This is a genomic window from Natronoarchaeum rubrum (assembly GCF_024494695.1).
Genome location: NZ_JANHDP010000002.1, coordinates 22,524 through 48,045, shown reverse-complemented (window position 1 = coordinate 48,045; position 25,522 = coordinate 22,524). Strand labels below are relative to the sequence as shown.

The window sequence follows — 25,522 nt, the reverse complement described above, 5'->3', positions numbered from 1 at the left end:
CCAGCAGTCGAGTTCGAAACGCTCAAATACGGAAACCAAGTACAGTTGGGTGAAGCGTCGGCGAAGCGGACACCGCCGAACGTGTCAAGTCCATTAGGGTAGTGGCCAATCCTGAAGCCTTCTGGGGGCTTCGACCCTGGTTCGAATCCAGGATGGACTACTTTTGCGACGAATCACACCGTGAGTCGCAACTACGTCGACGAGTGGATTCGAACCCTGCGAGTCGCAGCGCGAACGGAGTGAGCGACCGTCTCGCTTCGGTCGAATCCAGGATGGACTATTTCCTTCGGAAACTACCGTCGCACACCGCCGGCTGCGTCGATTCTGTCGATGACCGTCCCGTCTTTCAGCGACGCTGTTCCTCACCCGCCGACGAGTGCGACGATCGTCCCGACGACGGTCTCCCAGACCGAGACCCCGAACAGCACCGACACCAGGAAGTCCGCCGCGAAGAACGCGAACAGCGCCGCGCCGACGAAGTGGGCCTTGCGGAGGTCGAAGCGGTGGGCGAACCGGTGGAACACGACGGCGTTGAGCAGGCTGACCGGGACGATCGCGAGCATCTCGCCGGCCCAGATCGCGGTCGGCGCGCCGGGGTACTGGCTGGCGAGAATGATCGTGATCGTCTGGGTCTTGTCGCCGAACTCGCCGAACGCCATCATGGCGAAGATGGGGAGAAAGCCCCCGAGCGCGTTCGGGACTCGCCAGCCGACGATCGGGACGCGGACGTCGAGTTCACCGCCGTCGCCGAGGACGCCCGCTGCCGGTTCGTCCTCCACGTCGGCGCCGTCCGGCGCCGTCCGGACCAGCATCACCGCGAACGCGAGGAACATCGCCGCCGCCAGCGCGTCGAGGTAGATTCCCGGGACGGCGTCGGTCAGCGCGCTGCCCACCAGGACCTCGAGCGCGGTCCAGCCGGCGAACGCCGACCCGGCCGCCGCGACGACCAGTAGCGGGTTGTACCGGGTCGAGAGACCGGCGATGATGAACTGCACCTTCTCGCCTGGCAGCACGGCGAGTTGCGCGCCGAACGCGATCATGAGCACCTGCAGCCAGGTCACATCGCTCACTAGACGATCACCACCGGCGGTTCGGACGCCGGTCCCCACGGCTCGTTCGCGAAAGCGGCACGAGAGCGAAGCAGCGGCTCCATAGTTATCTCGTCGGTGAATTAGACGTGGCTAAACTTAGGCCTTCTGTCCTCGAAACCGGGCATCGGTCCGGCGCCCGTCGCGGTCGGATCAGGGCGCCGAGTCGCCGCCGCCGACGTACTCGTCGAGCGTCTCGGCGATCGTCCGGGCGAACCGGTCGTCGTTGATGTCGGCTTCAACTTCGACCAGTTCGACGTCGTCGTCGAGGTGTTCGCGGAGGGCCTCGAACAGTGCATCGTCGGCCTCGGGCGCGTAAAAGTCCTCGCCCTCGACGCTGAGCATCGAGACGCCGTCCAGCGGGAGCGCGAGCGCCGTCGGGCCGGTTGCGGCGTTGAGCTTCTCGGCGATGATCTCGCCGAGTTCGGCGCACTCCTCGGGCGTCGTGCGCATCAGCGTCACCTGCGGGTTGTGGACGTGGAGATTCCGATCGCGGAACTCCTCGGGAACGGAGTCCTCGGGGCCGAAGTTCACCATGTCGAGCGCCCCGACCGAGACGACCTGGGGCGTCCCGGTCTCGGCGGCGGCGTCGAGTCGCTCCGGCCCGGCGTTGAGGACGCCGCCGACCAGTTCGTCGGCCCACTCCGTCGTCGTCACGTCGAGGACGGCGTCGATGACGCCCTGCTCGATCAGGTTTTCCATCGCGCGCCCGCCGGTGCCGGTCGCGTGGAACACGATCGTCTCGTAGCCCATCGCTTCGAGGTGCTCGCGGGCCGCCTGGACGCCCGGCGTCGTGACGCCGAACATCGTGATGCCGACGGTGGGCTTCTCCTCGGTCTCGACGTCGGGCTCGTTTTCGACCATCCCGACCATCGCGAGCGCGGCGTTCGAGATGATCCGCCGCGTGAGCTGGTTCAGCCCCTCGACGTCGGCGACCGAGTACAGCATCGCGATGTCGCGCGTCTCCACGTACGGCTCGACGTCGCCCGACGCCACCGTCGACACCATCAGCTTGGGGACGCCGTAAGGCAGCGCGCGCATCGCCGCGGTCGCGATCGAGGTGTTGCCCGACCCGCCCAGTCCGAGCACGCCGTCGAGGTCGCCCTCGTCGTGTAATTCCCGCACCACGGCCGCCGCTCCTTCGCCCATCGCGGTGACGGCATCGCCGCGCTCCGCCTCCTCGCGCAGCGTTTCGAGGTCGGTGCCGGCCGCCGCGGCGACCTCGGCGGCGCTCGTGTCCGGCTCGAACTCGGGCTCGCCCACGACTCCGGCGTCGACGACGTGGACGTCGAGGCCCTGGTCCTCGATCACGTCGCGGGCGAAGCCGATCTCCTCGCTCTTGGTGTCGAGCGTTCCGACGATCACGACGCTCACGGTCGGTCACCTCCACCTTCCGTTTCGCCGCCGTCCGCTCCCCCGCTCTCCGTTTCGCCGCCAGCCGTTTCGCCACCCGCCGATTCATCGCGATTTCTCGCCGCCAGCTCGCCGGGCGGGACGATTTCGCAGTCCGGCATCTCACGCAGCACGTCCTCGGGGCCCGGCGGCGCGTACACCGCCAGCAGGACGAGCGTCTCCCAGCCCGTATTTATCGTTCCGTGCTCGACGCCCTCGGGGACGAACACCAGCTCGCCGGCCTCGATCTCTCGGGTCTCGTCGCCGAGTTCCTGTTCGCCGCTCCCGCTGAGAACGTAGAGGATCTCGTCGCTGTCGGGGTGTTCGTGGCGCTCGTGGCCCTTGCCCGGTTCGAGCCGGACGACGCCGGCGCTGAAGCGCTCGCCGCCGGTCACCTCGGGCGTGCTCAGCCACTTCAGGACGCCCCAGTCGAACACCTGGCTCTCGACGTCCTCCGGCGCGACGAACCCTCCGGAGTCGGTTTCGCTCATCCGAGATCGATCTCCTTGAACTCCCGGGCCTGGTTCTCGATCGCTTCCTCGGTCGGCAGTCGCTCGATGCTCGACGCGCCGAAGAAGCCGACCACGCCCTCGGTGTTGTCGAGGACGTGCTGGGCGTCGTCGGGCCACGCGATCGGCCCGCCGTGGCAGATCACCATGACATCCTCGTTCACGTCTTTCGCGGCGTCGTGGTGAGCCTGCACCCGTTCGGCGGCTTCATCGAGGTCGAGGGCGGTCTCGGCGCCGATGTCGCCCGAGGTCGTCAGCCCCATGTGCGAGACGATCACGTCGGCGCCGGCCTCGGCCATCGCTCTGGCGTCGTCCTCGCTGAATACGTACGGGCAGGTGAGCATCCCCTGGTCGCTGGCCTCGCGGATCATCTCGATCTCCTCGTCGTACCCCATCCCGGTCTCTTCGAGGTTCTGCCGATACTGGCTGTCCTCGTCTATCAACCCCACTGTTGGGAAGTTCTGGACCCCCGAGAACCCGCGCCTCCGGAGGTCCTCGATGAACACCTCCATGTCCCGGAACGGATCGGTGCCGTTGACCCCCGCGAGCACCGGCGTGTCCTCGACCACCGGGAGTACCTCGTGGCCCATCTCGACGACGATCTCGTTGGCGTCGCCGTAGGGCAGCAGGCCCGCCAGCGATCCCCGCCCGTTCATCCGGTAGCGACCGGAGTTGTAGATGATCAGCAGGTCGACGCCGCCTCGCTCGGCGAACTTCGCCGAGATCCCCGTCCCGGCGCCCGCGCCCACGATCGGGTCGCCGTTCTCGACCGATTCCTCGAGCCGTGTCAGTGACTCTTCTCGTGTGAATTTCATGCGTCATGTGATGTCGCATCACATTCGATTATGAACGTCGGGGGTGGGCTGACCGAGAACGAAACGGGCGATGAACGGCGCTCAGCGCACGGACGAACTCGACGCCCGGCCGAGCAGGTACACCGCGAGGCCGCCAAGCAGCAGATCGAGCGCCAGCAGCACCGCCAGCGCCGGCACCAGCGTGTCCCAGATCCCGCCGAACTGGCTCACCTCGATCACGGTCATCACGTCCCGATCGAGCATGATCGCTCGCGCGGCGTCGACGCCGTAGGTCACGGGGTTGTACGTCGCGACGAGCTGGATCCAGTCGGGCAGCGAGTCGAGCGGGAGGAAGGCGCTGGAGACGAACAAAAGCGGAAACTGCAGCAGGTTCGCGCCGATGATCGTCGACTCTTGGTCCTTCGTGACGACCGCCAGCGCGTTCGACAGCGAGACGAACCACAGCGAAAAGAGGACGCCGACGGCCATGATGCCGAGCGCGCCGACGAGACCGGTCGCTATCTCGGCGCCCAGCAGCGTCCCCAGCCCGAGGATGATCCCGATCTGGACGGCGATCCGGGCCACCTCCGCGGCGGTCTTGCCGAGGAACACCGCCGTGCGGTTCATCGGCGTCGCCAGCACCTTCTCGAACATCCCGCTCTCGATGTCGTTGACCAGGCCGACGCCCGACGTCGCTGCCGCGGCGAGCGCGACCTGGATCGCGATCGCGGGCACGAGGTAGGTCTCGTAGCTGATCGATCCGCCGTTGCCGCCGCCGATGGCCTGCGTCGCGACGCCGCCGAACACCTGCGTAAAGAGGACGAGGAAGATGATCGGCTGGACGAGCGAGACGACCAGCACGAACGGGTTGCGGACCGCCTTCAGGTTCCAGCGCTTGAAGTTCGTCCACGCGTCGCCGAAAAACGAGTTGCCCGAGCGCGCGATCGGCGCGGGCGTCGTCGCCTCGACGCTGCGTTCGGGCTGTGTGCCCCCGTCCGTTCTTTCGTCCGACCCGCTCATTCGTCGCTCACCTCCCCGGCGACCGGGTCGTCGGGGGCGGTTGCGGCCGCTGCATCTGCACCCTCGCCGGTCGCTTCGCCGGTGATCGCGAGGAACACGTCGTCGAGCGTCGGCGCACGGACGTTGAAGCCGGTGACGGCGACCCCGGCGTCCCGCAGCGCGACCAGCACGTCCGTCCCGCGCGAGCGGGCCCGCTGTGACGTGATCTGCAGTCCGTCCTCGGTCGGTTCGATCGTCGCGTCGGCTTCGAGCAAGTCGGCCTCCCGGACGACCGCCGCGGCCGCCTCGGCGGCGGCGGCGTCGCCTTCCCCGTCCCCGGCCAGCTCGATGTCGAGGATCTCGCCGCCGACGCGGTGCTTGAGCTCGGCCGGCTCGCCCGTCGCGACGATCTCGCCGTCGGCGATCACGGCCAGTCGGTCGCAGAGCTGGTCGGCTTCCTCCAAGTACTGGGTCGTCAGGAAGATCGTCGTCCCCCGGTCGTTGATCGCCCGGAAGTACTCCCAGAGCTTGTTGCGGGCCTTCGGGTCGAGCCCCGTCGTCGGCTCGTCGAGGAAGACCAGCGGCGGCTGGTGGACCAGCGCCGTCGCGACGTCGAGGCGTTTCTTCATGCCGCCAGAGAAGTCCTCCGATCGCTTGTCGGCGACCTCGGCGAGGTCCACCAGATCCAGCAGTTCGTCGATCCGTTCGGCCCGCTCGCCCCGGGGGACGCCGTAGGCCTCGCAGGCGAATTTGAGGTTCTCGCGGGCGGTGAGCTCCTCGTCGACGCTGGTCTCCTGGGCCATGTAGCCGATCGACTCGCGGATCGCCCGCGGGCTCTCGGCGGCGTCGAACCCGTTGACGCGAACCCCGCCGCCGGTCGCGTCGAGCAGCGTCGCCAGCACCTTGATCGTCGTCGTCTTGCCGGCGCCGTTCGGCCCGAGGAAGCCGAAGAACTCCCCGCGAGGGATCGTCAGCGAGACGCTCCGGACGGCTTCGGTGCCGTCGGCGTAGGTCACCCGCAGATCGTCGGCGTCGATCGCGGCGTCGTCCCGGTCCGTCGGCTGGTTGGCTGTCTCGCCCATCAATCTGCTCTCTCCTAGCGTCGGGAGGGGGAAATAGCTTCGAGTCACAGCGGCCGACCGCTCCGAATCACAGCGGCCGACCGCTTCGAGTTACGGCGGCCAGCCGAACACGCCCGCGTCGTAGGCATCGACGTCTCCTGGCGACTCCAGCACGACGACCTCGAACGCCCACTCGGTGTCCGCGGCCAGGTCGCTCGTCGAGGCGAGGTAGGTGCCCAGGTGCGTTCCGCTCGCATCGTAGAACCGCGTCCGGACCTCCGCGTACTCGACCAGTTGCTGGGCGTCGTTGTGGACGCGCCCGCGAACGGTGAGCCCCTTGTACCCGCCCGCGACGACCGGCTCGTGCTCGACGAGCGTCAGCGCCTCGATGCTGGTCGCGTCGGGGTCCGGCGTCGTCGAGGCGAACGCTCGCTGCGTGCTCGCGCTCGTCGCGTTCTCGAGGCTCCCGTTACCGGACACCGCGACGTCGGTCTGGGGGCCGTACGCGCCGTCTCCCCCACCGCCGAGACAGCCAGCGATCCCGACAGCTGCGCCGGCGCCGACCAGTCCAAGTACCCGCCGTCGCGTCGCGCCCTCGCCCGTCGCGTCGCCCTCCCTCTCCATACCGTCGGGTAGACCGCGGGCGGCCAAGTGCGTTGGTCACAGTCGGTTGCTGCGTAGTTGCCACCACCCCGCTCGTGCTACCCGTCCTCGAACGGCGCGTGGGTCGCCCGGTACCCCTCGTCGGTCGACGCCACGTTCTCGACGACGCGCAGGCGGATGTTCCGTTCCTGTTTCGTTCGCACCGGCACGTCGTAGTGGACCGCCTCGTACCCCAGCGAGCCCCCGTCGGCGCGCTCGCGCTCGACGAACTCGCGGTGGTCGGCGAGCCGATCGGCGGCGACGCGCTCGGATATCGCGGGCGCTTCGGCGACCCGCTCCTCGAAGGCGCGAGCGAACTCGGGTTCGATCTCGACGCCGACCGAGTTTCGGCCGGCGACCATCGCAGCTAGCGTCGTCGTGCCGGTGCCCCAGAACGGGTCGAGCACGGTGTCGCCGTACGCCGAGTACATGTTCACCAGTCGGTAGGGGATCTCGAAGGGGTAGGCCGCCGAACGATCCCTGCGGTCGTCGCCGGGAAGCGCCTGGTGCTCGCCGCGCACGTCCTCCCAGACGTCCGAGAACCACTGGTTGCGCTCCTCCCAGAAGTACGCCGCCTCGTAGCGCCGGTCGGCGCCGGGCTCGAAGCTCCGGCTCTCGGTCCCGTTCCGGAACACCAGCACGTACTCGTGTTCGAGCGTGACGTAGGCGTTGGGCGGCACCATCCCCGAGCCCATGAACTTCGCGGCGCTGTTGGCCGGCTTGCGCCAGAGCACGTCCGGCAGCGGCTCGAATCCCAGCTGCTCGAACGCGTCGATTACCCGGGCGTGGTTCTGGTAGACGCGGAAGCTGCCGTCCACCGTTCTGGTCGCGTCGCCGACGTTGACGCAGGCGATGCCTCCCTCGACCAGCACGCGCTCGACCTCGGCCCAGACGGCGTCGAGCGCCTCGTGCATCAGTTCGTAGGCCCGCCGCCCCTCGCCGTCGTCGAGCGCCTCCCCAGCCCCGGGCGCCAGCTCGGCGAACAGCTCGTCCCACATCTCGATCATCGGGTACGGCGGCGACGTGACGACGAGTTCGACCGAGTCGTCGTCGAGGTCGCTCAGCTCCCGCGCGTCCCCCACGACGATCCGGTGACGGGTCTCCATCGTCGTCCCGTTCAGTCCGAGGGGTCTAGAATGTGCCGGCTCGCGGCGCAGGCTGCCGATTCTCGACCGCCGCCGCGCTGGTTCCCGCGATCGCGTCAGACTTCGGCTTCGACGTACTCGATCGCTCGTTCTGGCGTCTCGACGGCCTCGACGCCCGCGACCTCGTGAGTGCCGATGCCGGCGACCGGCCGCCCCGTATCGAGCGCGTGGGCGATCTCCGAGAGCGTGCCCGTCGAGCCGTCGATCGCGATCGCGGCGTCGCCGTTGAGCACGACCAGCACGTTCCGGGCGTTGCCCAGCCCGGTGGCGATCGGCGTCGTGACGTACTCGTTGGCCGCCGTCCGGTCCTCGCCCGGCAGGATGCCGATCGTCTCGCCGTCTGCCTCGCGGGCGCCCCGACACGCCGCCTCCATCACGCCGGTCCGGCCGCCACAGACCACGGTGTGGCCCCGTTCCGCGAGTAGCCTGCCCACGTCGCGTGCCTGCTCGTACTCCGATTCGTCGACTCGCCCGCCGCCCACGACGCTGACGCGCATACTCGCCGGGATTCGGGCCGGCGGCACAAGCGTTTCGGGAACCAGATCGAGATCAGCGAGCCAGTAGGCGCGTGGTACAGAACTTCCAGCCCGTCCCGACGGTCCAAAGGACCGCGTGGAGGAAGACGGACATAAAAAAGAGCAACAGCAGCAGGTCCAAGAGCAAACTGGCGACCCACAGTCCGGGACTCCCGACTTCTGCGACCATTCCTGCGACCAGTCCGAATGCGAGGAATCCGATCGCAGAGTACCCCATTACTTCAAGCAAGACTGGCAAGCCACTGCTCGGAGTTCGGTCCGATCCGTAATCCTGCTTGAGAGCTAGCTTGATCCTCGAACCGAGACTAGCTCCGTTCTTGCTGTCCGACCCGGGCGCAGCACTCGTCATCGTGTAGTGTTTGTATCTTCTTCTCGGTTTACAAAAATCTACTGCGTGATCCAGATAGGGCCTATTTTTCGTACGCTCCTCGCTTCTCCAGCTCGCCCCGACGTTCGAGCACCGACGGCGTCCGGCAGACACCGGGTGCGCCGGTCACCTGCGGGACGGTGCAGTTGTTGCAGCTCTCGCAGGCGACCCGCGTTTCGGCGTCGACGCCGTCGGGAGAGCCGTTTAGCAGCCGCGCCGGAAGCCGCGGCTCGGCGTAGAACGGGCGGGCCATCCCGACCATGTCGGCGGCCGGTTCTTCGCCCATCTCGCCGAGCAGCCGATCGATCTGCCCGCGCTCGCGGACGCCGCCCTCCAGCATGACCGGCACGTCGACGCGCCGGCGCACCCGCCGACAGAACCGCTCGTTCCACGCCGGCTCGAAGTCGAACCGGCGCTCCTGCAGCCGGTTGAGCGCCGCCACCGCCCGCGCCCGGTAGCGGCTGCCGAACGCCTCGGCGTACCCCTCCGCGAACTCGTCGCTCTCCCAGGCCCGGTCGGGGTAGGCGCCGCGGACGATGCTCATGTCCCAGATCACGTTGGTCTCGACCGGCGCGACGGCGTCGAAGCCGTACTCCGCGAGGTGCTCGGCGATCGCGACGCCGTCGTCGAGATCGAGGTGGCGTCGAACGACGCGGGGCGCCGCCGTCTCGGCGGGCACCTTCGTCAGGAGCGGTACGTCGCCCGCCCGCATCCGGATCTCGTCGTGGACGAGTTCGAGAAAGCGCACGCGCTCGGGCCGGGAGCCGCCGAACTCGTCGTCCCGGCGATTGTAAAAGGGCGAGAGGAACTGCTGGACGATCCCCATGTTCGCGCCGGCGATGTGGATCGCGTCGTACCCCGCATCGACCGCACGGGCGGCGGCTTTGCCGAAATCGGCTGCCAGTCCGTACACCTCGGCAGTGTCGAGGACGCGGGGGTCGTAGGAGACGAGTCCGAGCCGGTCGACCGCCCGCAGCTGCCACGACGGGTCGGAGACCGCGAGCTGTTCGAGCTTCGGATGCTCGGCCCGGTAGCCGGCGTGCCACGTCTCCATGCTTCGCAGCCCGCCGTGTTCGAGCTGGATCGCGATCTTCCCGCCGTGATCGTGGATCCGATCGGTGAGTCGCTCCAGGCGCTCGACGAACGCCGGATCGTGGACGCGGGTCATCCCCGGCGCCGCACACCCCCCATCGCCGCGGACGATCGTCGCGCCCTGGCAGAGCAGCCCCGCGCCGGCGTCGGCCGCCGGTTCGAGGTCCTCGATCAGCGCGTCGACGGCGTCGGGCCCGTTACCGGCACACTCCAGCAGCGGCGCCCGGTACAGCCGATTTCGCACTGTCTCGCCGCCGAGGTCGACCGGCGCCTCCAGGCGTGCCATCGTTTCGTGATGGGACCTATCGGCCCAAAAGCGTTTGTCGCGCCGACACCCTCGTTCCTCCATGCGCAGACAGATCGCCCTCGTTGCGGTCGTCGCTCTCGTCGCCCTGGCGGGCTGTGGCGGCGTCCTGACCGACGACGGCGCGACTCCCGACGACGGCCCGGCGAACGAATCGGAACCGGAGCAGGCACCGACGCTCGAGTCGGTCGCGTACCCCGGCGGGTACGATCAGGACGGACTTAGCAACGCCAGTCGTGCGCTCTCGACTCACGACGCCGCGATCGGCGAGGCGGCGGGCTACGAGCTCACCGCGACGATGCGCGTCGGCTCGGGCGACGAGACTCAGGAGCTCGTCATGACCTCGACGGTCGACAACGAGGCCGGCACCGAGCTCTCGACGCTCGAACTCTCGGGCTCGGTCGCTGTGTACCGCGCCGCGGACGGCTCGACCTACACGCGCATCGACGACGGCTCGAACGTCCAGTACGAGACGAGCCAGCCCGAGAGCTACGCCCGCCTCACGATGTCGCAGTTCGAGAGCTCCCTCGCGGACGCTAACCTGAGCGCCACGTCTGTTTCGCAGGAGGGATCGACGACGCTGCTCACGTACTCGGGCGACGCCGGGATCGAACTGGTCGTCGACGCCGAGGGTCGGATCCACTCGCTGTCGATCGAAGAGGGCGACGTGCGGGCCGACTTCGCGTTCGACTACCGATCCGTGACCGTCGAGGAGCCGGACTGGCTCGACGACGCAAAAAGTCAGACGGACGCCTAGAGGTCCCGGTTGCTGTCGGCGGTGCCGTCGCCGCCGATCTCCCCGAGATCACGCTCCGGGTTCGACTCGCTTCTACCGCCCGCTTTGCCGGTGAGTTCGCCGTACACCGCTTCGCGGACGTCTTCGGCCGACTCGAACGTCTCGTCGGACAGCCGGTCGAACACGCTTCCGAGCGACTCGGTCTCGTTCGCGAGGTCGATCTCCTCGTCGGCGTACGTCGCCGCGAGTTCCTCGCCCCTGACGGGGTATTTGTGTTCCGTGAAGTCCTGCTGGACCTGCTCGATGATGTGCTCGCTGTGCTCGGCCTGCTCGTGTTTTCGGCGCTTCGATGCCTCCTGGACCTTCTCCGGGTCGGGTTCCCCCGACGGATCGTTGCCGGACATCGTCTCCCCCGTTCGGTGGTCCGCCGCGGACGCGGAAAACGGTGGTGCCGAGGTGTATCGGTCGCCGGACGGCGTTGCCCGGCGGTGCTGGCACCGCTCGGTTTCGGCGTCCGGCCTACTTTTCGACGTTCAGCAGCGCGACCCGCTCTAAAACGATGTCGGCCAGCTCGGCGTCGGTCGCCGCCAGCTCGGCCTCCGTCACGTCGAAAAACTCCCGAACGAGCGCCTCGTCGGCGCGCTCGACGCCGACGGTCGGGCGCTCGTCCAGTTCCAGTACTTCGCGGACCGCCGCGGCGGCGTCGGCTTCGCGCGCTTCGATCTCGGCGTCGCTCGCTTCAGCGTCGGCGTCCGCTGCCGCCCCGTCCTCGGCGTCGACGTCGTCGACCAGCACCGCGACGTCCTGTTCACCCGCCTCGACGCCCATCGCCAGCGCGTCGTCGATCTGTCGGCGCCCCGCGGCGTACAGCAGGATCTCGACGCCGCGGTCCCGCGCGACGTTCTCGCCGCGATCGATCGCCCGGTCGGCCAGTTCGACGGCGCGGTCGAGCTGCTCGCGCCCGACCAGATAGCGGGCGTCGAACGCCTGCACCGTACAGCCGTTCTCGTCGCCGATCGCCGCCAGCTCGGCGACGACGGCGTCGACATCTTCGACCGTCGCTCGCCCTTCGAGGATGCGCATCAGTTATCCACCTCCATTAGAAATCACCCAGGCTCGCCTGGTCGGCGTCCGCCCTCGCGTCGTCGCTTTCCTTACCGTCCGACGCCGAGTCGCCCTCGTTTCCGCTGGGACTGGTCGCTGCGGCTTTGGCGCTCTGGTCGGCGCTCACACCCTCCAGCGAGGGATCCTGCCGGCCGGCGTTCTCCAGAACCGTCTCGGCGGTCTTCCGGCGCCCGCGCAGCGCGCCGAGCACGACCGACTTGTCGGCCTCCCGGAGGTCGGCGCGATTCTCGATGCCGGCGTCGAACAGGCGTCGGGCGCGCTTGCGGCCGACGTTCCGGACGCCCGCGAGTTCGAGCAGCTCCTCCTTGATGCCGTCCTCGACGCGCTTGCGCGCCTCGCGGATCGACGGCGAGACGCCGAGGTCGAGCTCCGCCGCGAGCTGTTCGGCGGCGTTGAGCAGCCACTCGGCGGTGTCGGTTTTCCCGCGCACGTCGCCCGGCCCGACGCCGTACTTGGCGGTGATGCGGTCCTCGTCGACTTCCTCGGCCCAGTCTTCGAGCATCTCGGCGGTCTTGAGCGCCGAGAGCCAGTCCTCGAAGCGCACGTCCTCGAACTCGCTGGGCATCGCGCCGAGGAACTCCGCCTCGCGCTCGTAGGCGACCTCGGTGTACTCCTCGCGGTCGCCGGATTTCAGGTACAGCTCGTACATGTCCGGCGTCCGCGCGACGAGGTGGTACAGGCCCATCGCGGTGGGTTTCTCGCCATCCTCTATGTCGCGCAGTCCGTCGACGATCTCGGCGGCGCTCATCGGATCGAGGTAGAGCCGCGAGACGGTGTGGCCGAGGCCGGTGGCGGAGAGTTCGCCATCCCCCTCACGTTCGATGAACTCGTTCCGTTCGAGGTACTCGATCACGTTGTCGGCCACCTGCTCCAGCCGTTCGGGATCGTCGGCCTGACTGGCGTGGAGCGTCTCCGAGAGAAAGCCCAGCAGCTCCTCCCGGGAGCGTGCGAACCCGCTGGCGATCGTCGCCAGCACGTGGGTTCGCAGCGCCGGCTCGGCCGCAAGCTTCGAGCGCACCGGCTCGGGGTCGGCGTACACGTACCGATCGAACAGCTCGTCCAGTTCCTCGTGGCTCTTGGCGAGCAACACCGCCTCGCCGTAGGGGTCCCTTCCGGGGCGCCCCGCTCGGCCCATCATCTGGTGGACCTCCAGCACGTCCAGGGGCTGCATCCCGCCCGCGGTGCCGTCGTAGCGCCGCCAGTCGCGGACGATCACCCGCCGGCTCGGCGTGTTGACGCCCGCGGCGAGCGTCGGCGTCGCGCTGACGACTTTCAGCAAGCGATCGCGGAACGCGTCCTCGACGAGCGAGCGGTGCTCGGCCGCGAGGCCGGCGTGGTGGAACGCCCCGCCGCGCTCGACGGCCGCGGCGAGGTCGTCGCTCGTCTCGGTGTCCGAGACGTCGCGGATCTCGGCGGCGACGTCTTCGAGCTCCTCTCGCTCCTCTGGCGAGAGGCTCGGCTCGACCACGTCGGCCAGCCGCCCGGCCGCCGCCTCGGCGTTCCGCCGGGAGTTGACGAACACCAGCGAGGAGCCGCCATCTTCCAAGGTATCTCGCACGATAGCGGCGGTCTGCTTCTCGTTCTTGCGGGTAGGCAGCTCGCGCTGGGTCCCGTCGTCCAGGTGCAGGGCGTCGCCGTAGTGGACGCCCTTCTTCAGGTCGATCGGGCGCCACGTCGAGTCGACCAGCTCGGCGTCGAGCCAGTCGGCGATCTCGTCGGCGTTGCCGACCGTGGCTGACAGCGCGACCGTCTGCAAGGAGGGGTTGAGCTGGCGCAGCTTCGCCAGCGTCACCTCCAAGGTCGGCCCGCGCGAGGCATCGTCGATCAGGTGGACCTCGTCGCTGACGACGCAGTCGACGTCCTCTATCCAGGGGGCGCCGTTGCGGACCAGCGAGTCGACCTTCTCGCTGGTCGCGACAACGATGTCCTTCTCGGCGAGCCACTCGCCGGACGCCTCGTAGTTGCCCGTCGAGACGCCCACCGAGACGCCGAACTCTTCGAACGCCTCGAACTCGGCCTTCTTCTCGCTCGCCAGCGCTCGCAGCGGGACGATATAGAGGGCCCTCCCGCCGCGCTCGATCGTCGAGAGCATCCCGAGCTGGGCGATCAGCGTCTTCCCGCTGGCGGTCGGCACGCTCGCGACCACGTTCTTGCCCGCCGTGACGCCCGCCTCGACCGCCTCGGCCTGGGGCGGGTACAGCTCCTCGATCCCCTCCGCCTGCAGGTAGTCGACGAACTCGGGAGGGACGTTCTCCAGCTCCGCAGTCTCCATTAGGTCCCCGTTGGCCCCTCCTGTGGTTTAAACTTCCGTCGTCGGCTGGCCGCTTCGACGCCGCGGCGTCGTCGCCGGTCACCACGCCGAGCGTCGGCGTCCTCCGACCGCTCGACACCGTCCCGCGCTCCGTCACCCATTTGGTTCCCTCGCGCCAACCACGCGGTATGAAAGTCGAGTTCGACCGCGACACCTGCATCGGGATGTTCCAGTGCGTCGCCGAGTGGGACGCCTTCGAGAAGAACGAGGACGCCGGGAAGGCAGACCTCGCCGACAGCGAGGAGACCGACGACGACGTGTTCGTCCGCGAGGTGCCCGCCGACGCCGAACTCGACGCGAAGTTCGCCGCCCGCTCGTGTCCGGTCGACGCGATCGTGATCTACGACGACGACGGCGAGCAGTTGATTCCCTGATCGGGGAGCGTTCGAGCTGCTGTCGATTGCATTAACGTTAGAATTTTATAATTTCACCATAGTTGCTACCATCGTGATGCCGGTTACCGCTGCGACCAGCCCCTCCGAAACCCTCCGTACACCGCCAGTACAGTCCATCGAAGCACTTTCGACGCCGGTGGTACGATGAAACGCGCCGTCGTCGGGATCCTCCTCTGTCTCCTCGTCGCCGGAGCCGCCGGCGCTGCGAGTGCGGGCGGCGCACCGTCTGCAACCGACGCACCGGTCGCCGAGACGCCGAACGTGACGGTCGACGACGAGTCGCTCGAACTACACAGCGATGCCAATCAGACGATCTCCGGGACGGTTGACGCCGCATCAAATGCGACCGTAACTGCAGCACTGGTCGATCAATCCAACTTCGTATCCCGAGAGGTGGCGTCCGTAGAGGACGGCCGGTTTACCGCGACGTACAACCTCTCAGACCTCGAACCGGGAACGACGCTCGATGGGAAGGTGGCCGTCGACGGCGACGTCGTGATCGAGTTCCAGACCGAGATCGTCGACGAAGGGAACGGTAGCGACTCGACGAACGAGAGCGACACGTCCGATGACGACGCCGATCAGGACGACGAGGAGTCGTCCGACGACATGCTCCCCGGATTCGGCATCGTTCCGGCGCTGGTCGGACTCCTCGCCGCGCGACGGCTGACCGATCGATAGGCGTCGCGCCGCACGCTCGCGATCCGTTCTTTCTCACAGCACTTTCCGGTAGGTCAGCACCTCGTAGCGTTCGCCCTCGGCCTCGCCCGACTCGCGGCGACGTTCCTCGAACCCACGGGACTCGTAGAACCGCCGGGCGGGCGTCTGGCGGGCTGTCGTCTCCAGCACCAGCACCTCACGACCGCGGTCGCGTGCGTGCCGCTCCAGTTCGTCGTACAGCGCCCGTCCGATGCCGCGACGGTGGTACTCGGGGTGGACGTAGAATCGCTTGAGCTCGGCGACGGCGTCGACGTTGTCCGACAGTCCGTCAACGATCTCGCTCGGCCGACGCAGGGCGCCCGATCCGACGATGTTCCCGTCGACTTCGGCGACGAGGAACTCGCCGCCCGCGTCGAGATACACCGATTCGACGCGCCCGAGGTCCTCGTCGACCGCACCCTCGCCGAAGTAGGCGCCGGCGTCGGTCAGCGCGACGCGCTGGAGTTCGCGGAGCGCCGCCTCGTCGCCGGGCTGGTACCGGCGGATCGTCGGGTCGTCGGTCACGGCCGGACGTTTTGGGGCGTCACCCTTGGGTGGCGCTGGCGTCGGCGAATGTTGCTGGTAGGACGACGATCGCGGACGTATATTTTCGCCGACAAAAACGTTATAACGGACCGTGTGGGAACCCCGCATGGGGAACGATAATGATCGGAGATCGGTCGCACGTCACCGAGTGGGCGGAGTTCGTCGACGCCGAGGTGCCCGAGTCGGAGCTATCGGGCGAACGCGATCGTCCGCTAGCGCGTGAGCACTGAGAACGCGGTTCGCGGGCGACGAGCGTCGGCGCCGTAGGCCGACCGATCGACGCCTTACTCGATCTTCTCGTACTGTTCGGAGAGCTTGTCGGCGGCTTCGCCGAGCTGCTCGCGCTCGAAGCTGTCCAGATCCCACTCGACGACCTCCTCGACGCCGTTACTGCCGAGCTTGACCGGCACGCCCATCGCGACGTCGTCGTGGCCGAACTCGCCGTCGAGTTTGATCGAGCCGGGCAGCACCTCGCCCGTGTCCCGGAGCACGGCCTCGACCATGTGACCGACGCCGGTCGCCGGGCCCCACTCGGTGGCGCCTTTCTTCTCGATGACGTTCATCGCGCTCTGCTTGAGTTCGTCGAGGATCTCGTCTTTCTCATCGTCCGAAAAGTCGGGGTCCGACCCGTCGACACGGACCTTCGAGAACACCGGCACCTGGGCGTCGCCGTGCTCCCCGAGGATCGTCGCCTCGACGTTCTGGACGGGGGCGTCGAAGCGCTCGGCGAGGACGTAGCGGAATCGCGCCGAGTCCAGCCGGCCGCCGAAGCCGATCACCTTCTCGCGGGCGCGCTCGCCCGTCTCGTAGAGGTGGCGGTTGAGCAGGTCGACCGGGTTCGAGGTAGTGATCGTCACGAACTCGTCGTCGTTGTGCTCGGCCAGCGACGAGCCGATGTCCTCCATGATCGGCGCGTTGTCGCCAGCCAGGTCGATCCGGGTCTGGCCGGGCTGGCGCGGGATGCCCGCGGTGATGACGACGACGTCCGAGCCGGCGGTGTCCTCGTAGCCGCCCTGCCGGATCGTCGTGTTCGAGTCGTAGGCGACGCCGTGGTTCGCGTCAGCCGCCTGACCGACGGTATCGGCCTCCTTGTCGGGGATGTCGACGAACACGATCTCGTCGGCGACGTCCCGGAGCGCGATGTTGTACCCCGCCGCGGCGCCGACCGTCCCGGCCGCACCGACCACGCTAACTTTGGTCATACACCCTAAACTGGCCGCGCGATGCCGGTTAAAGCTTCGGACGAGCCGTGCTATCTTGCCGCATTCTATCTCTCGAAATCCGCCTCGCGACGGTATAACTCTCCTCCACTCGTGTGAGACAGTCACACGACCGAGACGGCTTCTTGTGGGTCAGCGGCAACTCTCCAAGTGGGTATGGCAACCGATACCAAACAAACGCTAGCACCGCTTCCGAACGTGACGACCGCCGGCCTGGCGGCCGGTGCCCTCGGCGGGTTCGTCGGCAGCGTCCTGTTCGGGCTGATCATGCAGTACGTGATGCCCGCCCCGATCCTGGAGATGGCGATCCCGGCGATGTACGGGTTCGCTGGGCCGGCCCCGGTGGTCGGTTGGGCGCTCCACCAGTTCCACGGCGTCGTCCTCGGCGTGGCGTTCGTCGTGCTCGTCGGCGCCGCCGGACTCGACGACTACGCGCGCACGCTCGGCGGCGCGGTGTCACTGGGCGTCGGCTACGGCGTCCTCACGACGCTGCTTCCGGTGATCGTGATGCCGCTGTGGCTGAGCGCGGTCGGGTTCCCGATGGCGCCGCCGTTCCCGAACCTCGCGATTCCGGGGACGCTGGTGACGCTCGTCGGCCACGTCGTCTACGCACTGCCCGTCGCGCTGGCGTACGCGCTCGCCCGTGACTGACCCGCAAACTTGCTGGTTTTTTAGTCCGCGCGGCTCCTCCCCTCGGGTATGAGCGAGTTCGACAAGGAAGCCGAGCGGGAGAAGCTCCGCGAAAAGTACGGCGAGGACGACGCCGACCGCGAGGCGACCCAGCGCATGAGCCAGCTGCTCCTGCAGGGCGCGACGATGACGAACCGCCACTGCGACCGCTGCGGCGACCCGATCTTCCGGCAGAACGGTCAGGAGTTCTGCCCGACGTGCAACGTCGAAACCCAGCCTGCGAAGGATAACGGAAACGCGGGCGACGCCGACGATCGGCGTGCTGACCCCGACGCGCAGTCCGCTGATGTTGACGCCCAGCGTGCGGACGCCGACGCTCAGTCTGTCGACGCCGGTGCTCCGCCCGTGGACGCCGACGCCGAGTCTGTGGACGCCAGTGCTCCGCCCGTGGACGCCGCCGCGCAGACTGCCGACACACAGCGTACACCGGCCCAGACCCGGCAGACCGACGCCGACGCCCAGCCCGGCCCCGCCGCTGCGTCGGGCCGCCCCGAACTCGGCGCCAACCCAACTCCGCCGACCGACGACGCCTCGCCGTCGGCCGGTTCGACCTCGGCGTCGCGCGGCACCGGGATCGCCGACGATCGATCGTCGGCGTCGGCCGGCGACCTCGCGGATGCGGACGCGGCGCTCGTCCGGGCGTTGAACCAGTTCGCCAGTGCGGCCGCGCAAGTGGACGATCCGCGCCGAGCGAAAGAGAATCTCGAAGCCGCTCGCGAGGCCGCCGAGGCGCTCGACGCGCTGCGGCGGTAAGCGGTTACTGGTAGCCGAGCGCCTCCAACTGGTCGTCGACGGACGGAACGTCGCCGCCCTCGCCGTGCCGGGACGCCGCCGCGAGGTCGATCTTCGGCTGGGATTCCCCGGAGTCGCTCGCCGTCGTCTCGACCCACGGCACGTGTACGAGCTCCGGCACCGGTGCGGAGCCCGGATGGCCGTACAGCCCCCACTCCCCGAAGCAGTCGCCGTGGTCGGCGGTGATCGCGACCCGCTGGCCGTCGACGTTGTCGAGGAGTCGTTCGACCTCGTCCAGCCCCGACCGCAGGTGATCGAGGTAGCCGTTCCACACCTCCTCGTGGGTATGGTCTCCCTCGATGAGCGATCCGAACACGCCGCTGCGGTCGTTGGCGTCGTCGTCCTTGGGACTGTGGGCGTCGAACCCTTCCAGTTCCGGGTACGGTTGGTGGGGTTCCTTGTAGTGAACGATGAGGCGGTCGTATTCTCCGGCGTGTTCGCGGGCGGCGGTGATGGCGTGATCGGTGACGGCACTGGCCGGGACGCCGCCAGCGTCGGCGTACCACGAAGTCCGCCAGACCTCGTACAGTGAGCAAAACGGCTCCGCGCTGAGGGCATCCTCGCTGTTCGGGTTGTAGGTGACGTACAGCGTGTCGGCCACCGCGTCCGATCGTTCCTCGGTGAATGTGTGGGCCATCCACTCGCGGGTCTTCGATCCGACGGAGGTGATGGTGTCTACCTCTTCCGGCAGGAACTCGTACTCGTCGGCGACTTCTTGGAGCGCGTCGGCTCGGCAGGTGTCCATCACGACCAGTACGTCCCAGTCGCGGTCGTAGACGTTCGTCCCCTGTTGAGGGAGATACGGGGTGACGCGGCGGTACGCGCCGAGGGCCAGTTCCGCAGTGGTTGCTTTCATCGCTTGGCCGACCGGCAGGTGTTCGAAATAGTACCGCGTGTTCGCCCGCCACTGAGAGAGTCCCATTAATCGTGAGACGGTCAAGCCGACAATTGAAATTTCCGATTACAGCGGTGCGACTGGCTACCAGACGCCGCCAATCAGCTCACCGACTCTCGACGGCAGCATCGGTGAACTGCTCGCGGACTTTCTCGACCTTCGGCGCGGCGTGCATCCGGCAGTAGGCGTCCTGCGGGTTCTTCTCGAAGTAGTCCTGATGTTTCTCCTCGGCCTCATAGAACGTCTCCAGCGGCTCGATCTCGGTGACGATCGACCCGTCGTACGCGCCGGATTCCTCCAGTTCGACGACGAACGCTTCGACGATCTCGCGCTGCTGGTCGTCGTGGTAGAGGACGATCGAGCGGTACTGCGAGCCGACGTCGGGGCCCTCGCGATCCTCGGTGGTCGGGTCGTGGATCGTGAAGAAAACCTCCAGCAGGTCCGGATAGCTGATCTCGTCGGGATCGTACGCGACCTGCACGACTTCGGCGTGGCCGGTCGTTCCCCGGCAGACCGCCTCGTAGCTCGGGTTCTCGGCGTGCCCGCCGGCGTAGCCCGACACCACGCTCTCGACGCCGTCGAGCGGTTTCAGCGCGGCTTCGACGCACCAGAAGCAGCCTCCGCCGAACGTCGCGCGTTCGAGGTCTTGCGTCATACCGACGTGTAGGTGCCGAACGGGTTTGAACTGTGGGGTCGCGCCGGTATCGACCGGCTCGTGGTGTTACTACGGCAACACTTTTACCGCCGGTTCGACAACGCCGATACGACGATGAAACGGCGAACCGGTTGGCTCTGGATCCGTATGGGGGCGATCTTTCTGGCGTTCGCGGCCCTCAACGTCCTGTTCGTGTGGACGGCGATCTGGTTCGTCACCGGGTTCGTCTTCGGCGTCGCGCTGCTGATCGCGGGGACCGTCCCCGACTTTTCGGGCGTGAATCCGCCGCTGTGGTCGGTGTTCGTCTTCGCTGCGCTCTTCGTCGCCGGCCAGTACGGCTACAGTCGTCACCGAATGGACGGTGCCCTCGTCGACCACTCGTTCGACGCCGATCTGACGGCGTTCGCGACCCGGCGCGCCCAGCAACTCGACGTTCCGGCGCCCTCGGTCTACGTCGCCGAGTACGAGCGTCCGAACAGCATGATCTACGGCTCCAGGCGGTCGGCGACGATCGTTCTCACGCGCGGGCTGGTCGAATCCGCCGACGAGGCGACGCTCGACGCCGTCCTCGCCCACGAACTCGGCCACCTCAAGAACGGCGATCTGTGGCTGATGACGACCCTGAACGCGCTGCCGGTCCTGGCGAAGAAGCTTCGCGGGTGGGCGTCCTGGCTCCGCGGCACAATCACGCGCGGTGACGGTGGCAACGGTGGTTCGCTGTTCGTCCTCCTCGTCGCTCTGGCGCTCAGCGCCCTCTCGCTTTCGTTCCGAGCCGCCAGCCTGCTCGTCTTCCGGCTGTTCTCCCGGTCCCGAGAGTACGCCGCGGACGCGACCGCGGCCGAACTCGTCGGGGCGCCCGAACAGGTCGCGGCCGCCCTCGCGACGCTCGACGAGGGGCACGGACCGCCCGACGCCGACGCCCGGGAGCGCGCAGCCGAACTGCAACAGGCCTGTTTCCTCCCTCACGGGCTCGGCGAGCGGACCGAGGACGCCGGGCTCGGCTACGACGTCTCCCTGCAGTGGAGCGACGACGACTCGGGCTTTTCGGGGCCCGATGAGGATGATTCGTCCGGGATGCGGTGGGATCGCGTCGACGAGATCGAGTCGCGAAACGAGGACCAGCCGTTGCAGCGTCTCGAACGGCAGCAACGAGAGACCGAGCCTGCGACGACGTGGATCCGTGAGCGGTTCCTCCCCGACACGCACCCATCCACCGCGGATCGGGTCGAACGACTCCAGCGCCTTCGAGGGTAGCCGACGGCGAGCCTCTCGGGCCGCTACCGCCGCTCTGGAACCATCTCGACCGGTCCGTCCGGCCGCAGCGTGATCGACGGCCTGAAGCCGAGATTCTCGACGGTCGACTCCACGGTCCAGTTCTGACAGATCGTCGCCAGCACCAGCCGCGCTTCCAGCATCGCGAACCGGTCGCCGATGCAGCGCCGCGGCCCGCCGCCGAACGGGAAGTACGCGAAGTGGGGTAGCTCTTCGCGCAGTTCGTCGGTCCAGCGCTCCGGCCGGAACTGCTCGGGCTCGTCGTAGAAGCGCTCGTCCCGGTGGAGCACCCACTGCTGGAACGTGACGGTCCGGCCTTCGGGGATCCGGTAGCCCGCCATCTCTATGTCCTCGTCGGCCTCGCGGAGGAGATCGTACACCGGTGGGTAGACCCGCATCGTCTCCTCGACGACCTGCTCGGTGTAGGTCAGATCGTCGAGATCGCCGACCGTCGGCGTCCGGCCGTCGAGCACGTCGTCGAGTTCGGTCTGCAGCATCTTGCGCTTCTCGGGGTGCTTCGAGAGCAGGTGCAGGGCGTAGGTCAGCGCGAGTGCGGTCGTCTCGTGGCCCGCCAGCAGGATCGTCACCACCTCGTCGCGGATCCGCTCGCGCGGGAGCTCCTCGTCGTTCGCGAGCAGGAGCGAGACCACGTCGCCGGCGTCGCCTCCTCCCTGTTCGTGCTGCTCGATGATCCGCTCCGCGACGGCGTCGAGATCGTCCAGCGCCGCGTTGAACCGCCGGTTCCCCGGCGTCGGAACCCACAGCGGCACGTCGATCGGCCGGCGGATCGACGATACCGCCCGGTCCATCACCGCCTCTAGGGCGTCGCCGATCTCCTCTTCCTGGGCTCGGATGTCGACGTCGAACAGCGCCTGCGCGGCGATTTCGACGGTGAGGCCCATCATGTCCTCGTGGACGTTCCGGCGCTCGCCGGGCGTCCAGTCGGCCAGCGCGCGCTCGGTTGCGTCGGTCATCTCCGTCGCGTACGATTCCAGCATCTCGGGGTAGAACGACGGCTCGATCGTGTGGCGCTGCGAGCGCCAGAACTCGCCCTCGCTGGTCAGCAGCCCATCGCCGAGCACGGGTTTGAGCGTGTCCATGAAGCGCTCGCCCTTGATGAACGACTCGTTGTCGTCGACGAGCACGCGCCGGACGAGCGCGGGATCGCTCACCTGAACGAACTTCTCGCCGCCGAGTTCGTACCCGGCGACGGGGCCGTACTCGCGGGCCAGGGTCTCGAAGAAGCCCAGCGGGTCCTGCACGTACTCGCGGGTGTTGCCCAGGATCGGCATCCCGTCGGGGCCGGGTGGGGCGGCGGTAGCGGACCGGGAGCTGGTCATATTCTGTTCACACTACGTGCTGCGAAGGCAAGTTCGTTCCCCTCATCGCCGGACGACCCGCTTCGCTCGGCTTCCGAGGATCGCGAACCGAAGGTTCGCTCACTGCCGTCGGATCGGAGATCCGACGATGTTCGCCTCGCTTCGCTCGGCTCACCGCCGGAAGACTTGCTCCGCTCCTCTTCCGAGGATCGCGAACCGAAGGTTCGCTTACCGCCCATCCGGGACGTACTCGCTGCCGATCACGTCCCGGATCCGGTCGGCCGTCACCTCACCGACGCCTTCGGCTTCCAGCAGGTCCTCCTTTCGGGCGGTCATCACCGCCTCGACGGTGCCGAACTCCGAGAGCAGCGAGCGCGCCGTGACGGGGCCGACGTCCGCGATCGACGCCACCACGTACTCCTGCTGTTCCGAGAGGGTCTTGGACTGCTTCTCGCCGTGGATCGACACCTCACGGTCCTCGTTCTCCTGTTCGCGCCCGGCGATCACCGCGAGCAGTTCGCGGGTGTCGTCCTCGTCTTCGGTCCGCAGCACGCTGACGCCGAAGTCGACGACGAGACTCGACAGCGCGCCCCGGATCGCGTTCGGGTGGACGTCGCGCTTCTCGTAGAGGCCCTCGCCCTCCAGCACGACGACCGGCCGGGAGTAGTGCCGGCTCATGTCGCCGACCTGCTCGAACAGCGACCGGTCCCCGCCGGTCAGCGTGTCGAGGAAGTCGTCGACGGCCTTGCGCTCGACCGCGACGCGATCGGATAGCACGTAGTCGCCGACTTCCAGCGTCTCCAGTCTGGTCTGGACGTCCTCGCGCTTCGAGAGCTCGCGGGCGATGTTGGCGTCGAGCTCGCGCTGGTCGGCGACGATCTCGATCGTGCCGTCGTCGTCCGGCTCGGCGGTCGCGACGGTGGCGTCGTCGTCGCTGCTGGATGCCGCTGTGGCATCGGCGTCCCCGTCGTCGGCGTCGTCCTCTTGGTCGCCGGACGCCGCTGTCGAAGCGTCGTCGCCGTCGGACGCCGCGGCGTCGTCCGGGTCCGATTCGTCGTCCGCGCCGGTGAAGTCCGCCAGTCCGGGCTGGACGTCGCTCTCGCCGCCGTCTGCGGCCGACTCGCCGCTGCTCGACGAGCCGCTGCCCGACCCACTATCGAAGTCGCCGAGCTGCTGCTGGCTGTCGTCGAGTTCCTCCTCGATCTCGTCGGTGAGGCCCTTGAGCTCGCGGAGCTCGTCTTCCATCTGCTGCTCGCGCCGGCGCGAGATCCAGAAGTACGCCTCGTCGCGGGTGTCCTCGGCGAGCAGGACGACGACGCGCCCCTCGGCCTGTCGGCCCGTTCGCCCTTTGCGCTGGATCGACCGGATCGCCGTCGGGACGGGCTCGTAGAACAGCACGAGGTCGACCTCCGGGACGTCCAGCCCCTCCTCGGCGACCGACGTGGAGACCAGCACCTCGAACTCTCCGCTCCGGAAGTCGTCGAGGGTTTCTTGCTGTTCGTTCTGGGTCATCCCGTCGCTGCCCTCGCGGTCGCCCTGGCCGACGAACCGGCGGGCGTCGAAGCTCTCCGAGAGGAACTCGGTGAGGATCTCCGCGGTGTCACGCGATTCAGTGAACACGATCACGCGCTCGCCGTCCTCGATGCCGAGCGTCTGGGCGAGCAACACGCGCGCCCGGGAGAACTTCGGGTGGAGGTCGTCGTAGGACGCACAATCCTGCATCGCGGTGCGCACTCGCGGATCGGAGACCAGGCGCTGGTCGGCCTTCGACGCGCCCGAGGAGCGCGCGGCGTTGCGCAGGCGCTCGAAGTACCGCTCTAAGGCTTCGACGCTCTGGGTTTCGACGTAGGTGACGGCGGTCCGGAGCTTGCGAATCTCGGCGTGGACCGACATTCCCTGGTACCCCTCGGACTGGTCGTTGTTCATCAGCTTCTGGAGCTCGGCGCGCATCGACTGGAGGTCGTTCTCCGAGAGGTCGGCGCTGCGCTTGTTGGTCACGCCCAGCTCGTTGAGTTTCTCCAGCCGATCCTCGATCACGTCGTTCAGCGCGTCCCGGATGTCGGTGATCGTCTCGGGCAGCTCGACGCGCTCCCACTCGACGTCGGTGTCGTGGGTGTACTCGTCGACGTCGGCGTCGGCCTCGGTCATCACCTCGACCTCGTCGATGCCGAGATTCTCGCAGACCTCCAGAATCTCCTCCTCGTCGCCGCCGGGCGACGCCGACATCCCAGTGACGAGGGGGTCGGCGGCGTCGGCGTGGTAGCGCTCGGCGATGTAGTTGTACGCGTAGTCGCCGGTCGCGCGGTGGCACTCGTCGAAGGTGAGGTGGGTGACGTCCCGGAGGCTCACGCGCCCGCCGACCAGATCGTTCTCGACGACCTGGGGCGTCGCGATGACGATCTGCGCTGACTCCCACAGCTCGGCCCGGTCGTCGGGACTGACCTCGCCGGTGAACACGACGATATCCTCGGCGGGAATTTCGAGGGCTTCGCGGTAGAAGTCGGCGTGTTGCTGGACCAGCGGCTTCGTCGGCGCCAGAAAGAGCGCCTTCCCGCCGACGTCCTGTAACCTGTTGGCGGTCACCAGCAGGCTCACCGTCGTCTTGCCCAGTCCGGTCGGCAGGCAGACCAGGGTGTGGTGGTCGGTCGCCGTGCCGGCCAGCTGGAGCTGGTAGAGGCGCCGTTCGAGAAAGTTCGGCGCGAGCAGCGGGTGGTCCACGTACTGCGTTTCTCCGTCCGTGGCGGCCATTGCAGGCTCGTTCGGGGCGGGGGCGGTTAAGGATTCGCCCAGCGCGGTGAAAGTGGTCCCGGCGCGCGACCGCCTCGCTCAGAGCGTCGCTCCCGACACCGCGAACGCCGCTTCGCCCCCGGACGCGGTCACCTCGACGCCGAGGCTCGCGGCGTCTCGACGCCTCGCCGTCCCGGCATGTCATCGCGTC

The 25,522-nt window shown here is 68.0% G+C and carries 25 protein-coding genes, 1 tRNA gene and 1 pseudogene; 7 read left to right on the top strand and 20 right to left on the bottom strand.

Annotated elements, in window-relative coordinates:
* Positions 1–87 precede the first annotated feature (87 nt).
* Positions 88–160, top strand: a tRNA-Gln gene (locus tag NO931_RS04470).
* 202 nt (positions 161–362) lie between these two features.
* Here the strand turns inward: NO931_RS04470 and NO931_RS04465 are convergent.
* From NO931_RS04465 to NO931_RS04415, 11 genes and pseudogenes are all read right to left on the bottom strand, one after another.
* Complete coding sequence (locus NO931_RS04465) at positions 363–1,070, bottom strand: TMEM165/GDT1 family protein (protein ID WP_256391441.1); 708 nt, start codon at positions 1,068–1,070, stop codon at positions 363–365.
* Positions 1,071–1,241: 171 nt separating this feature from the next.
* Positions 1,242–2,462: a Tm-1-like ATP-binding domain-containing protein gene (locus NO931_RS04460; RefSeq protein WP_256391440.1), complete on the bottom strand. Its 1,221-nt coding sequence runs from the start codon at positions 2,460–2,462 to the stop codon at positions 1,242–1,244.
* A 104-nt stretch (positions 2,463–2,566) separates the two neighbouring features.
* Positions 2,567–2,971 (bottom strand): annotated as a pseudogene (locus NO931_RS04455) (cupin domain-containing protein); the annotation flags it as partial.
* A complete protein-coding gene (locus tag NO931_RS04450) occupies positions 2,968–3,804 on the bottom strand; it encodes a phosphoenolpyruvate hydrolase family protein (RefSeq protein WP_256391438.1) in 837 nt (278 codons plus the stop codon). The gene NO931_RS04450 and the pseudogene NO931_RS04455, both read right to left, overlap by 4 nt.
* Positions 3,805–3,885: 81 nt before the next feature.
* A complete protein-coding gene (locus tag NO931_RS04445) occupies positions 3,886–4,803 on the bottom strand; it encodes an ABC transporter permease (protein ID WP_256391437.1) in 918 nt (305 codons plus the stop codon).
* Positions 4,800–5,864, bottom strand: a complete 1,065-nt coding sequence (locus tag NO931_RS04440; protein ID WP_256391436.1) for an ABC transporter ATP-binding protein — start codon at positions 5,862–5,864, stop codon at positions 4,800–4,802. The genes NO931_RS04445 and NO931_RS04440 overlap by 4 nt, the downstream gene beginning before the upstream one ends.
* 90 nt (positions 5,865–5,954) lie before the next feature.
* The gene (locus NO931_RS04435) at positions 5,955–6,467 is read right to left on the bottom strand and encodes an FxLYD domain-containing protein (RefSeq protein ID WP_256391435.1); all 513 of its coding nucleotides are present in this window, start codon (positions 6,465–6,467) and stop codon (positions 5,955–5,957) included.
* 77 nt (positions 6,468–6,544) lie between these two features.
* On the bottom strand, positions 6,545–7,591 hold the full coding sequence (locus tag NO931_RS04430) for a DNA-methyltransferase (RefSeq protein WP_256391434.1): 1,047 nt from the start codon (positions 7,589–7,591) through the stop codon (positions 6,545–6,547).
* A 95-nt stretch (positions 7,592–7,686) separates the two neighbouring features.
* Positions 7,687–8,127, bottom strand: coding sequence for a TIGR00725 family protein (locus tag NO931_RS04425; RefSeq protein ID WP_256391433.1), 441 nt, complete (start codon positions 8,125–8,127; stop codon positions 7,687–7,689).
* A 52-nt stretch (positions 8,128–8,179) separates the two neighbouring features.
* Positions 8,180–8,383 carry a hypothetical protein gene (locus tag NO931_RS04420; RefSeq protein WP_256391431.1) on the bottom strand — a complete coding sequence of 68 codons (204 nt, stop codon included), beginning with the start codon at positions 8,381–8,383 and terminating at the stop codon, positions 8,180–8,182.
* Positions 8,384–8,576: 193 nt separating this feature from the next.
* Positions 8,577–9,911 carry an oxidoreductase gene (locus tag NO931_RS04415; RefSeq protein WP_256391430.1) on the bottom strand — a complete coding sequence of 445 codons (1,335 nt, stop codon included), beginning with the start codon at positions 9,909–9,911 and terminating at the stop codon, positions 8,577–8,579.
* Positions 9,912–9,972: 61 nt separating this feature from the next.
* On the opposite strand from NO931_RS04415, the gene NO931_RS04410 reads away from it, so the two are divergent.
* The gene (locus NO931_RS04410) at positions 9,973–10,686 is read left to right on the top strand and encodes a hypothetical protein (RefSeq protein WP_256391429.1); all 714 of its coding nucleotides are present in this window, start codon (positions 9,973–9,975) and stop codon (positions 10,684–10,686) included.
* Here the strand turns inward: NO931_RS04410 and NO931_RS04405 are convergent.
* From NO931_RS04405 to NO931_RS04395, 3 genes are all read right to left on the bottom strand, one after another.
* Positions 10,683–11,069, bottom strand: coding sequence for a DUF5789 family protein (locus NO931_RS04405; RefSeq protein ID WP_256391428.1), 387 nt, complete (start codon positions 11,067–11,069; stop codon positions 10,683–10,685). The two genes, NO931_RS04410 and NO931_RS04405, sit on opposite strands and share 4 nt — an antisense overlap.
* Positions 11,070–11,184: 115 nt before the next feature.
* Entirely contained in the window at positions 11,185–11,748 is a 564-nt protein-coding gene (gene cgi121 / locus NO931_RS04400) for a KEOPS complex subunit Cgi121 (RefSeq protein WP_256391427.1), read from the bottom strand.
* Between the two features lie 16 nt (positions 11,749–11,764).
* On the bottom strand, positions 11,765–14,062 hold the full coding sequence (locus NO931_RS04395) for an ATP-dependent DNA helicase (protein ID WP_256391426.1): 2,298 nt from the start codon (positions 14,060–14,062) through the stop codon (positions 11,765–11,767).
* Positions 14,063–14,229: 167 nt separating this feature from the next.
* On the opposite strand from NO931_RS04395, the gene NO931_RS04390 reads away from it, so the two are divergent.
* The gene (locus NO931_RS04390; protein WP_256391425.1) at positions 14,230–14,475 is read left to right on the top strand and encodes a ferredoxin; all 246 of its coding nucleotides are present in this window, start codon (positions 14,230–14,232) and stop codon (positions 14,473–14,475) included.
* A 165-nt stretch (positions 14,476–14,640) separates the two neighbouring features.
* Positions 14,641–15,177: a BGTF surface domain-containing protein gene (locus NO931_RS04385; RefSeq protein WP_256391424.1), complete on the top strand. Its 537-nt coding sequence runs from the start codon at positions 14,641–14,643 to the stop codon at positions 15,175–15,177.
* Positions 15,178–15,210: 33 nt separating this feature from the next.
* On the opposite strand, the gene NO931_RS04380 is transcribed toward NO931_RS04385, so the two are convergent.
* Entirely contained in the window at positions 15,211–15,720 is a 510-nt protein-coding gene (locus NO931_RS04380) for a GNAT family N-acetyltransferase (protein WP_256391423.1), read from the bottom strand.
* Positions 15,721–16,025: 305 nt separating this feature from the next.
* Positions 16,026–16,943, bottom strand: coding sequence for a malate dehydrogenase (gene mdh / locus NO931_RS04375; RefSeq protein WP_256391422.1), 918 nt, complete (start codon positions 16,941–16,943; stop codon positions 16,026–16,028).
* 174 nt (positions 16,944–17,117) lie between these two features.
* Between mdh and NO931_RS04370 the strand changes: the two genes are divergently transcribed.
* Together NO931_RS04370 and NO931_RS04365 are read left to right on the top strand one after the other, a co-directional pair.
* Positions 17,118–17,612 carry a histidine kinase gene (locus tag NO931_RS04370; RefSeq protein ID WP_256391421.1) on the top strand — a complete coding sequence of 165 codons (495 nt, stop codon included), beginning with the start codon at positions 17,118–17,120 and terminating at the stop codon, positions 17,610–17,612.
* 48 nt (positions 17,613–17,660) lie between these two features.
* Entirely contained in the window at positions 17,661–18,404 is a 744-nt protein-coding gene (locus NO931_RS04365) for an Sjogren's syndrome/scleroderma autoantigen 1 family protein (RefSeq protein WP_256391420.1), read from the top strand.
* 4 nt (positions 18,405–18,408) lie between these two features.
* Here NO931_RS04365 and NO931_RS04360 read toward each other — a convergent pair whose 3' ends face one another.
* Both NO931_RS04360 and msrA read right to left on the bottom strand, forming a co-directional pair.
* Positions 18,409–19,365 carry an alkaline phosphatase family protein gene (locus NO931_RS04360; protein ID WP_256391419.1) on the bottom strand — a complete coding sequence of 319 codons (957 nt, stop codon included), beginning with the start codon at positions 19,363–19,365 and terminating at the stop codon, positions 18,409–18,411.
* Between the two features lie 79 nt (positions 19,366–19,444).
* Entirely contained in the window at positions 19,445–19,993 is a 549-nt protein-coding gene (gene msrA / locus NO931_RS04355) for a peptide-methionine (S)-S-oxide reductase MsrA (protein WP_256391418.1), read from the bottom strand.
* A 114-nt stretch (positions 19,994–20,107) separates the two neighbouring features.
* Between msrA and NO931_RS04350 the strand changes: the two genes are divergently transcribed.
* A complete protein-coding gene (locus tag NO931_RS04350) occupies positions 20,108–21,247 on the top strand; it encodes a M48 family metalloprotease (protein WP_256391417.1) in 1,140 nt (379 codons plus the stop codon).
* A gap of 23 nt (positions 21,248–21,270) precedes the next feature.
* Here NO931_RS04350 and NO931_RS04345 read toward each other — a convergent pair whose 3' ends face one another.
* Both NO931_RS04345 and NO931_RS04340 read right to left on the bottom strand, forming a co-directional pair.
* The gene (locus tag NO931_RS04345; RefSeq protein WP_256391416.1) at positions 21,271–22,605 is read right to left on the bottom strand and encodes a cytochrome P450; all 1,335 of its coding nucleotides are present in this window, start codon (positions 22,603–22,605) and stop codon (positions 21,271–21,273) included.
* Positions 22,606–22,812: 207 nt separating this feature from the next.
* Positions 22,813–25,332 carry a DEAD/DEAH box helicase gene (locus NO931_RS04340; protein ID WP_256391415.1) on the bottom strand — a complete coding sequence of 840 codons (2,520 nt, stop codon included), beginning with the start codon at positions 25,330–25,332 and terminating at the stop codon, positions 22,813–22,815.
* Between the last annotated feature and the right edge of the window lie 190 nt (positions 25,333–25,522).

Excerpts from the sequence above, each read along its gene's own strand:
- NO931_RS04450 (WP_256391438.1), bottom strand. The coding sequence starts at position 3,804 with ATGAAATTCACACGAGAAGAGTCACTGACACGGCTCGAGGAATCGGTC.
- NO931_RS04445 (WP_256391437.1), bottom strand. The coding sequence starts at position 4,803 with ATGAGCGGGTCGGACGAAAGAACGGACGGGGGCACACAGCCCGAACGC.
- NO931_RS04440 (WP_256391436.1), bottom strand. The coding sequence starts at position 5,864 with ATGGGCGAGACAGCCAACCAGCCGACGGACCGGGACGACGCCGCGATC.
- NO931_RS04435 (WP_256391435.1), bottom strand. The coding sequence starts at position 6,467 with ATGGAGAGGGAGGGCGACGCGACGGGCGAGGGCGCGACGCGACGGCGG.
- NO931_RS04430 (WP_256391434.1), bottom strand. The coding sequence starts at position 7,591 with ATGGAGACCCGTCACCGGATCGTCGTGGGGGACGCGCGGGAGCTGAGC.
- NO931_RS04425 (WP_256391433.1), bottom strand. The coding sequence starts at position 8,127 with ATGCGCGTCAGCGTCGTGGGCGGCGGGCGAGTCGACGAATCGGAGTAC.
- NO931_RS04420 (WP_256391431.1), bottom strand. The coding sequence starts at position 8,383 with ATGGGGTACTCTGCGATCGGATTCCTCGCATTCGGACTGGTCGCAGGA.
- NO931_RS04415 (WP_256391430.1), bottom strand. The coding sequence starts at position 9,911 with ATGGCACGCCTGGAGGCGCCGGTCGACCTCGGCGGCGAGACAGTGCGA.
- NO931_RS04410 (WP_256391429.1), top strand. The coding sequence starts at position 9,973 with ATGCGCAGACAGATCGCCCTCGTTGCGGTCGTCGCTCTCGTCGCCCTG.
- NO931_RS04405 (WP_256391428.1), bottom strand. The coding sequence starts at position 11,069 with ATGTCCGGCAACGATCCGTCGGGGGAACCCGACCCGGAGAAGGTCCAG.
- cgi121 (WP_256391427.1), bottom strand. The coding sequence starts at position 11,748 with ATGCGCATCCTCGAAGGGCGAGCGACGGTCGAAGATGTCGACGCCGTC.
- NO931_RS04395 (WP_256391426.1), bottom strand. The coding sequence starts at position 14,062 with ATGGAGACTGCGGAGCTGGAGAACGTCCCTCCCGAGTTCGTCGACTAC.
- NO931_RS04390 (WP_256391425.1), top strand. The coding sequence starts at position 14,230 with ATGAAAGTCGAGTTCGACCGCGACACCTGCATCGGGATGTTCCAGTGC.
- NO931_RS04385 (WP_256391424.1), top strand. The coding sequence starts at position 14,641 with ATGAAACGCGCCGTCGTCGGGATCCTCCTCTGTCTCCTCGTCGCCGGA.
- mdh (WP_256391422.1), bottom strand. The coding sequence starts at position 16,943 with ATGACCAAAGTTAGCGTGGTCGGTGCGGCCGGGACGGTCGGCGCCGCG.
- NO931_RS04370 (WP_256391421.1), top strand. The coding sequence starts at position 17,118 with ATGGCAACCGATACCAAACAAACGCTAGCACCGCTTCCGAACGTGACG.
- NO931_RS04365 (WP_256391420.1), top strand. The coding sequence starts at position 17,661 with ATGAGCGAGTTCGACAAGGAAGCCGAGCGGGAGAAGCTCCGCGAAAAG.
- NO931_RS04360 (WP_256391419.1), bottom strand. The coding sequence starts at position 19,365 with ATGGGACTCTCTCAGTGGCGGGCGAACACGCGGTACTATTTCGAACAC.
- msrA (WP_256391418.1), bottom strand. The coding sequence starts at position 19,993 with ATGACGCAAGACCTCGAACGCGCGACGTTCGGCGGAGGCTGCTTCTGG.
- NO931_RS04350 (WP_256391417.1), top strand. The coding sequence starts at position 20,108 with ATGAAACGGCGAACCGGTTGGCTCTGGATCCGTATGGGGGCGATCTTT.
- NO931_RS04345 (WP_256391416.1), bottom strand. The coding sequence starts at position 22,605 with ATGACCAGCTCCCGGTCCGCTACCGCCGCCCCACCCGGCCCCGACGGG.
- NO931_RS04340 (WP_256391415.1), bottom strand. The coding sequence starts at position 25,332 with ATGGCCGCCACGGACGGAGAAACGCAGTACGTGGACCACCCGCTGCTC.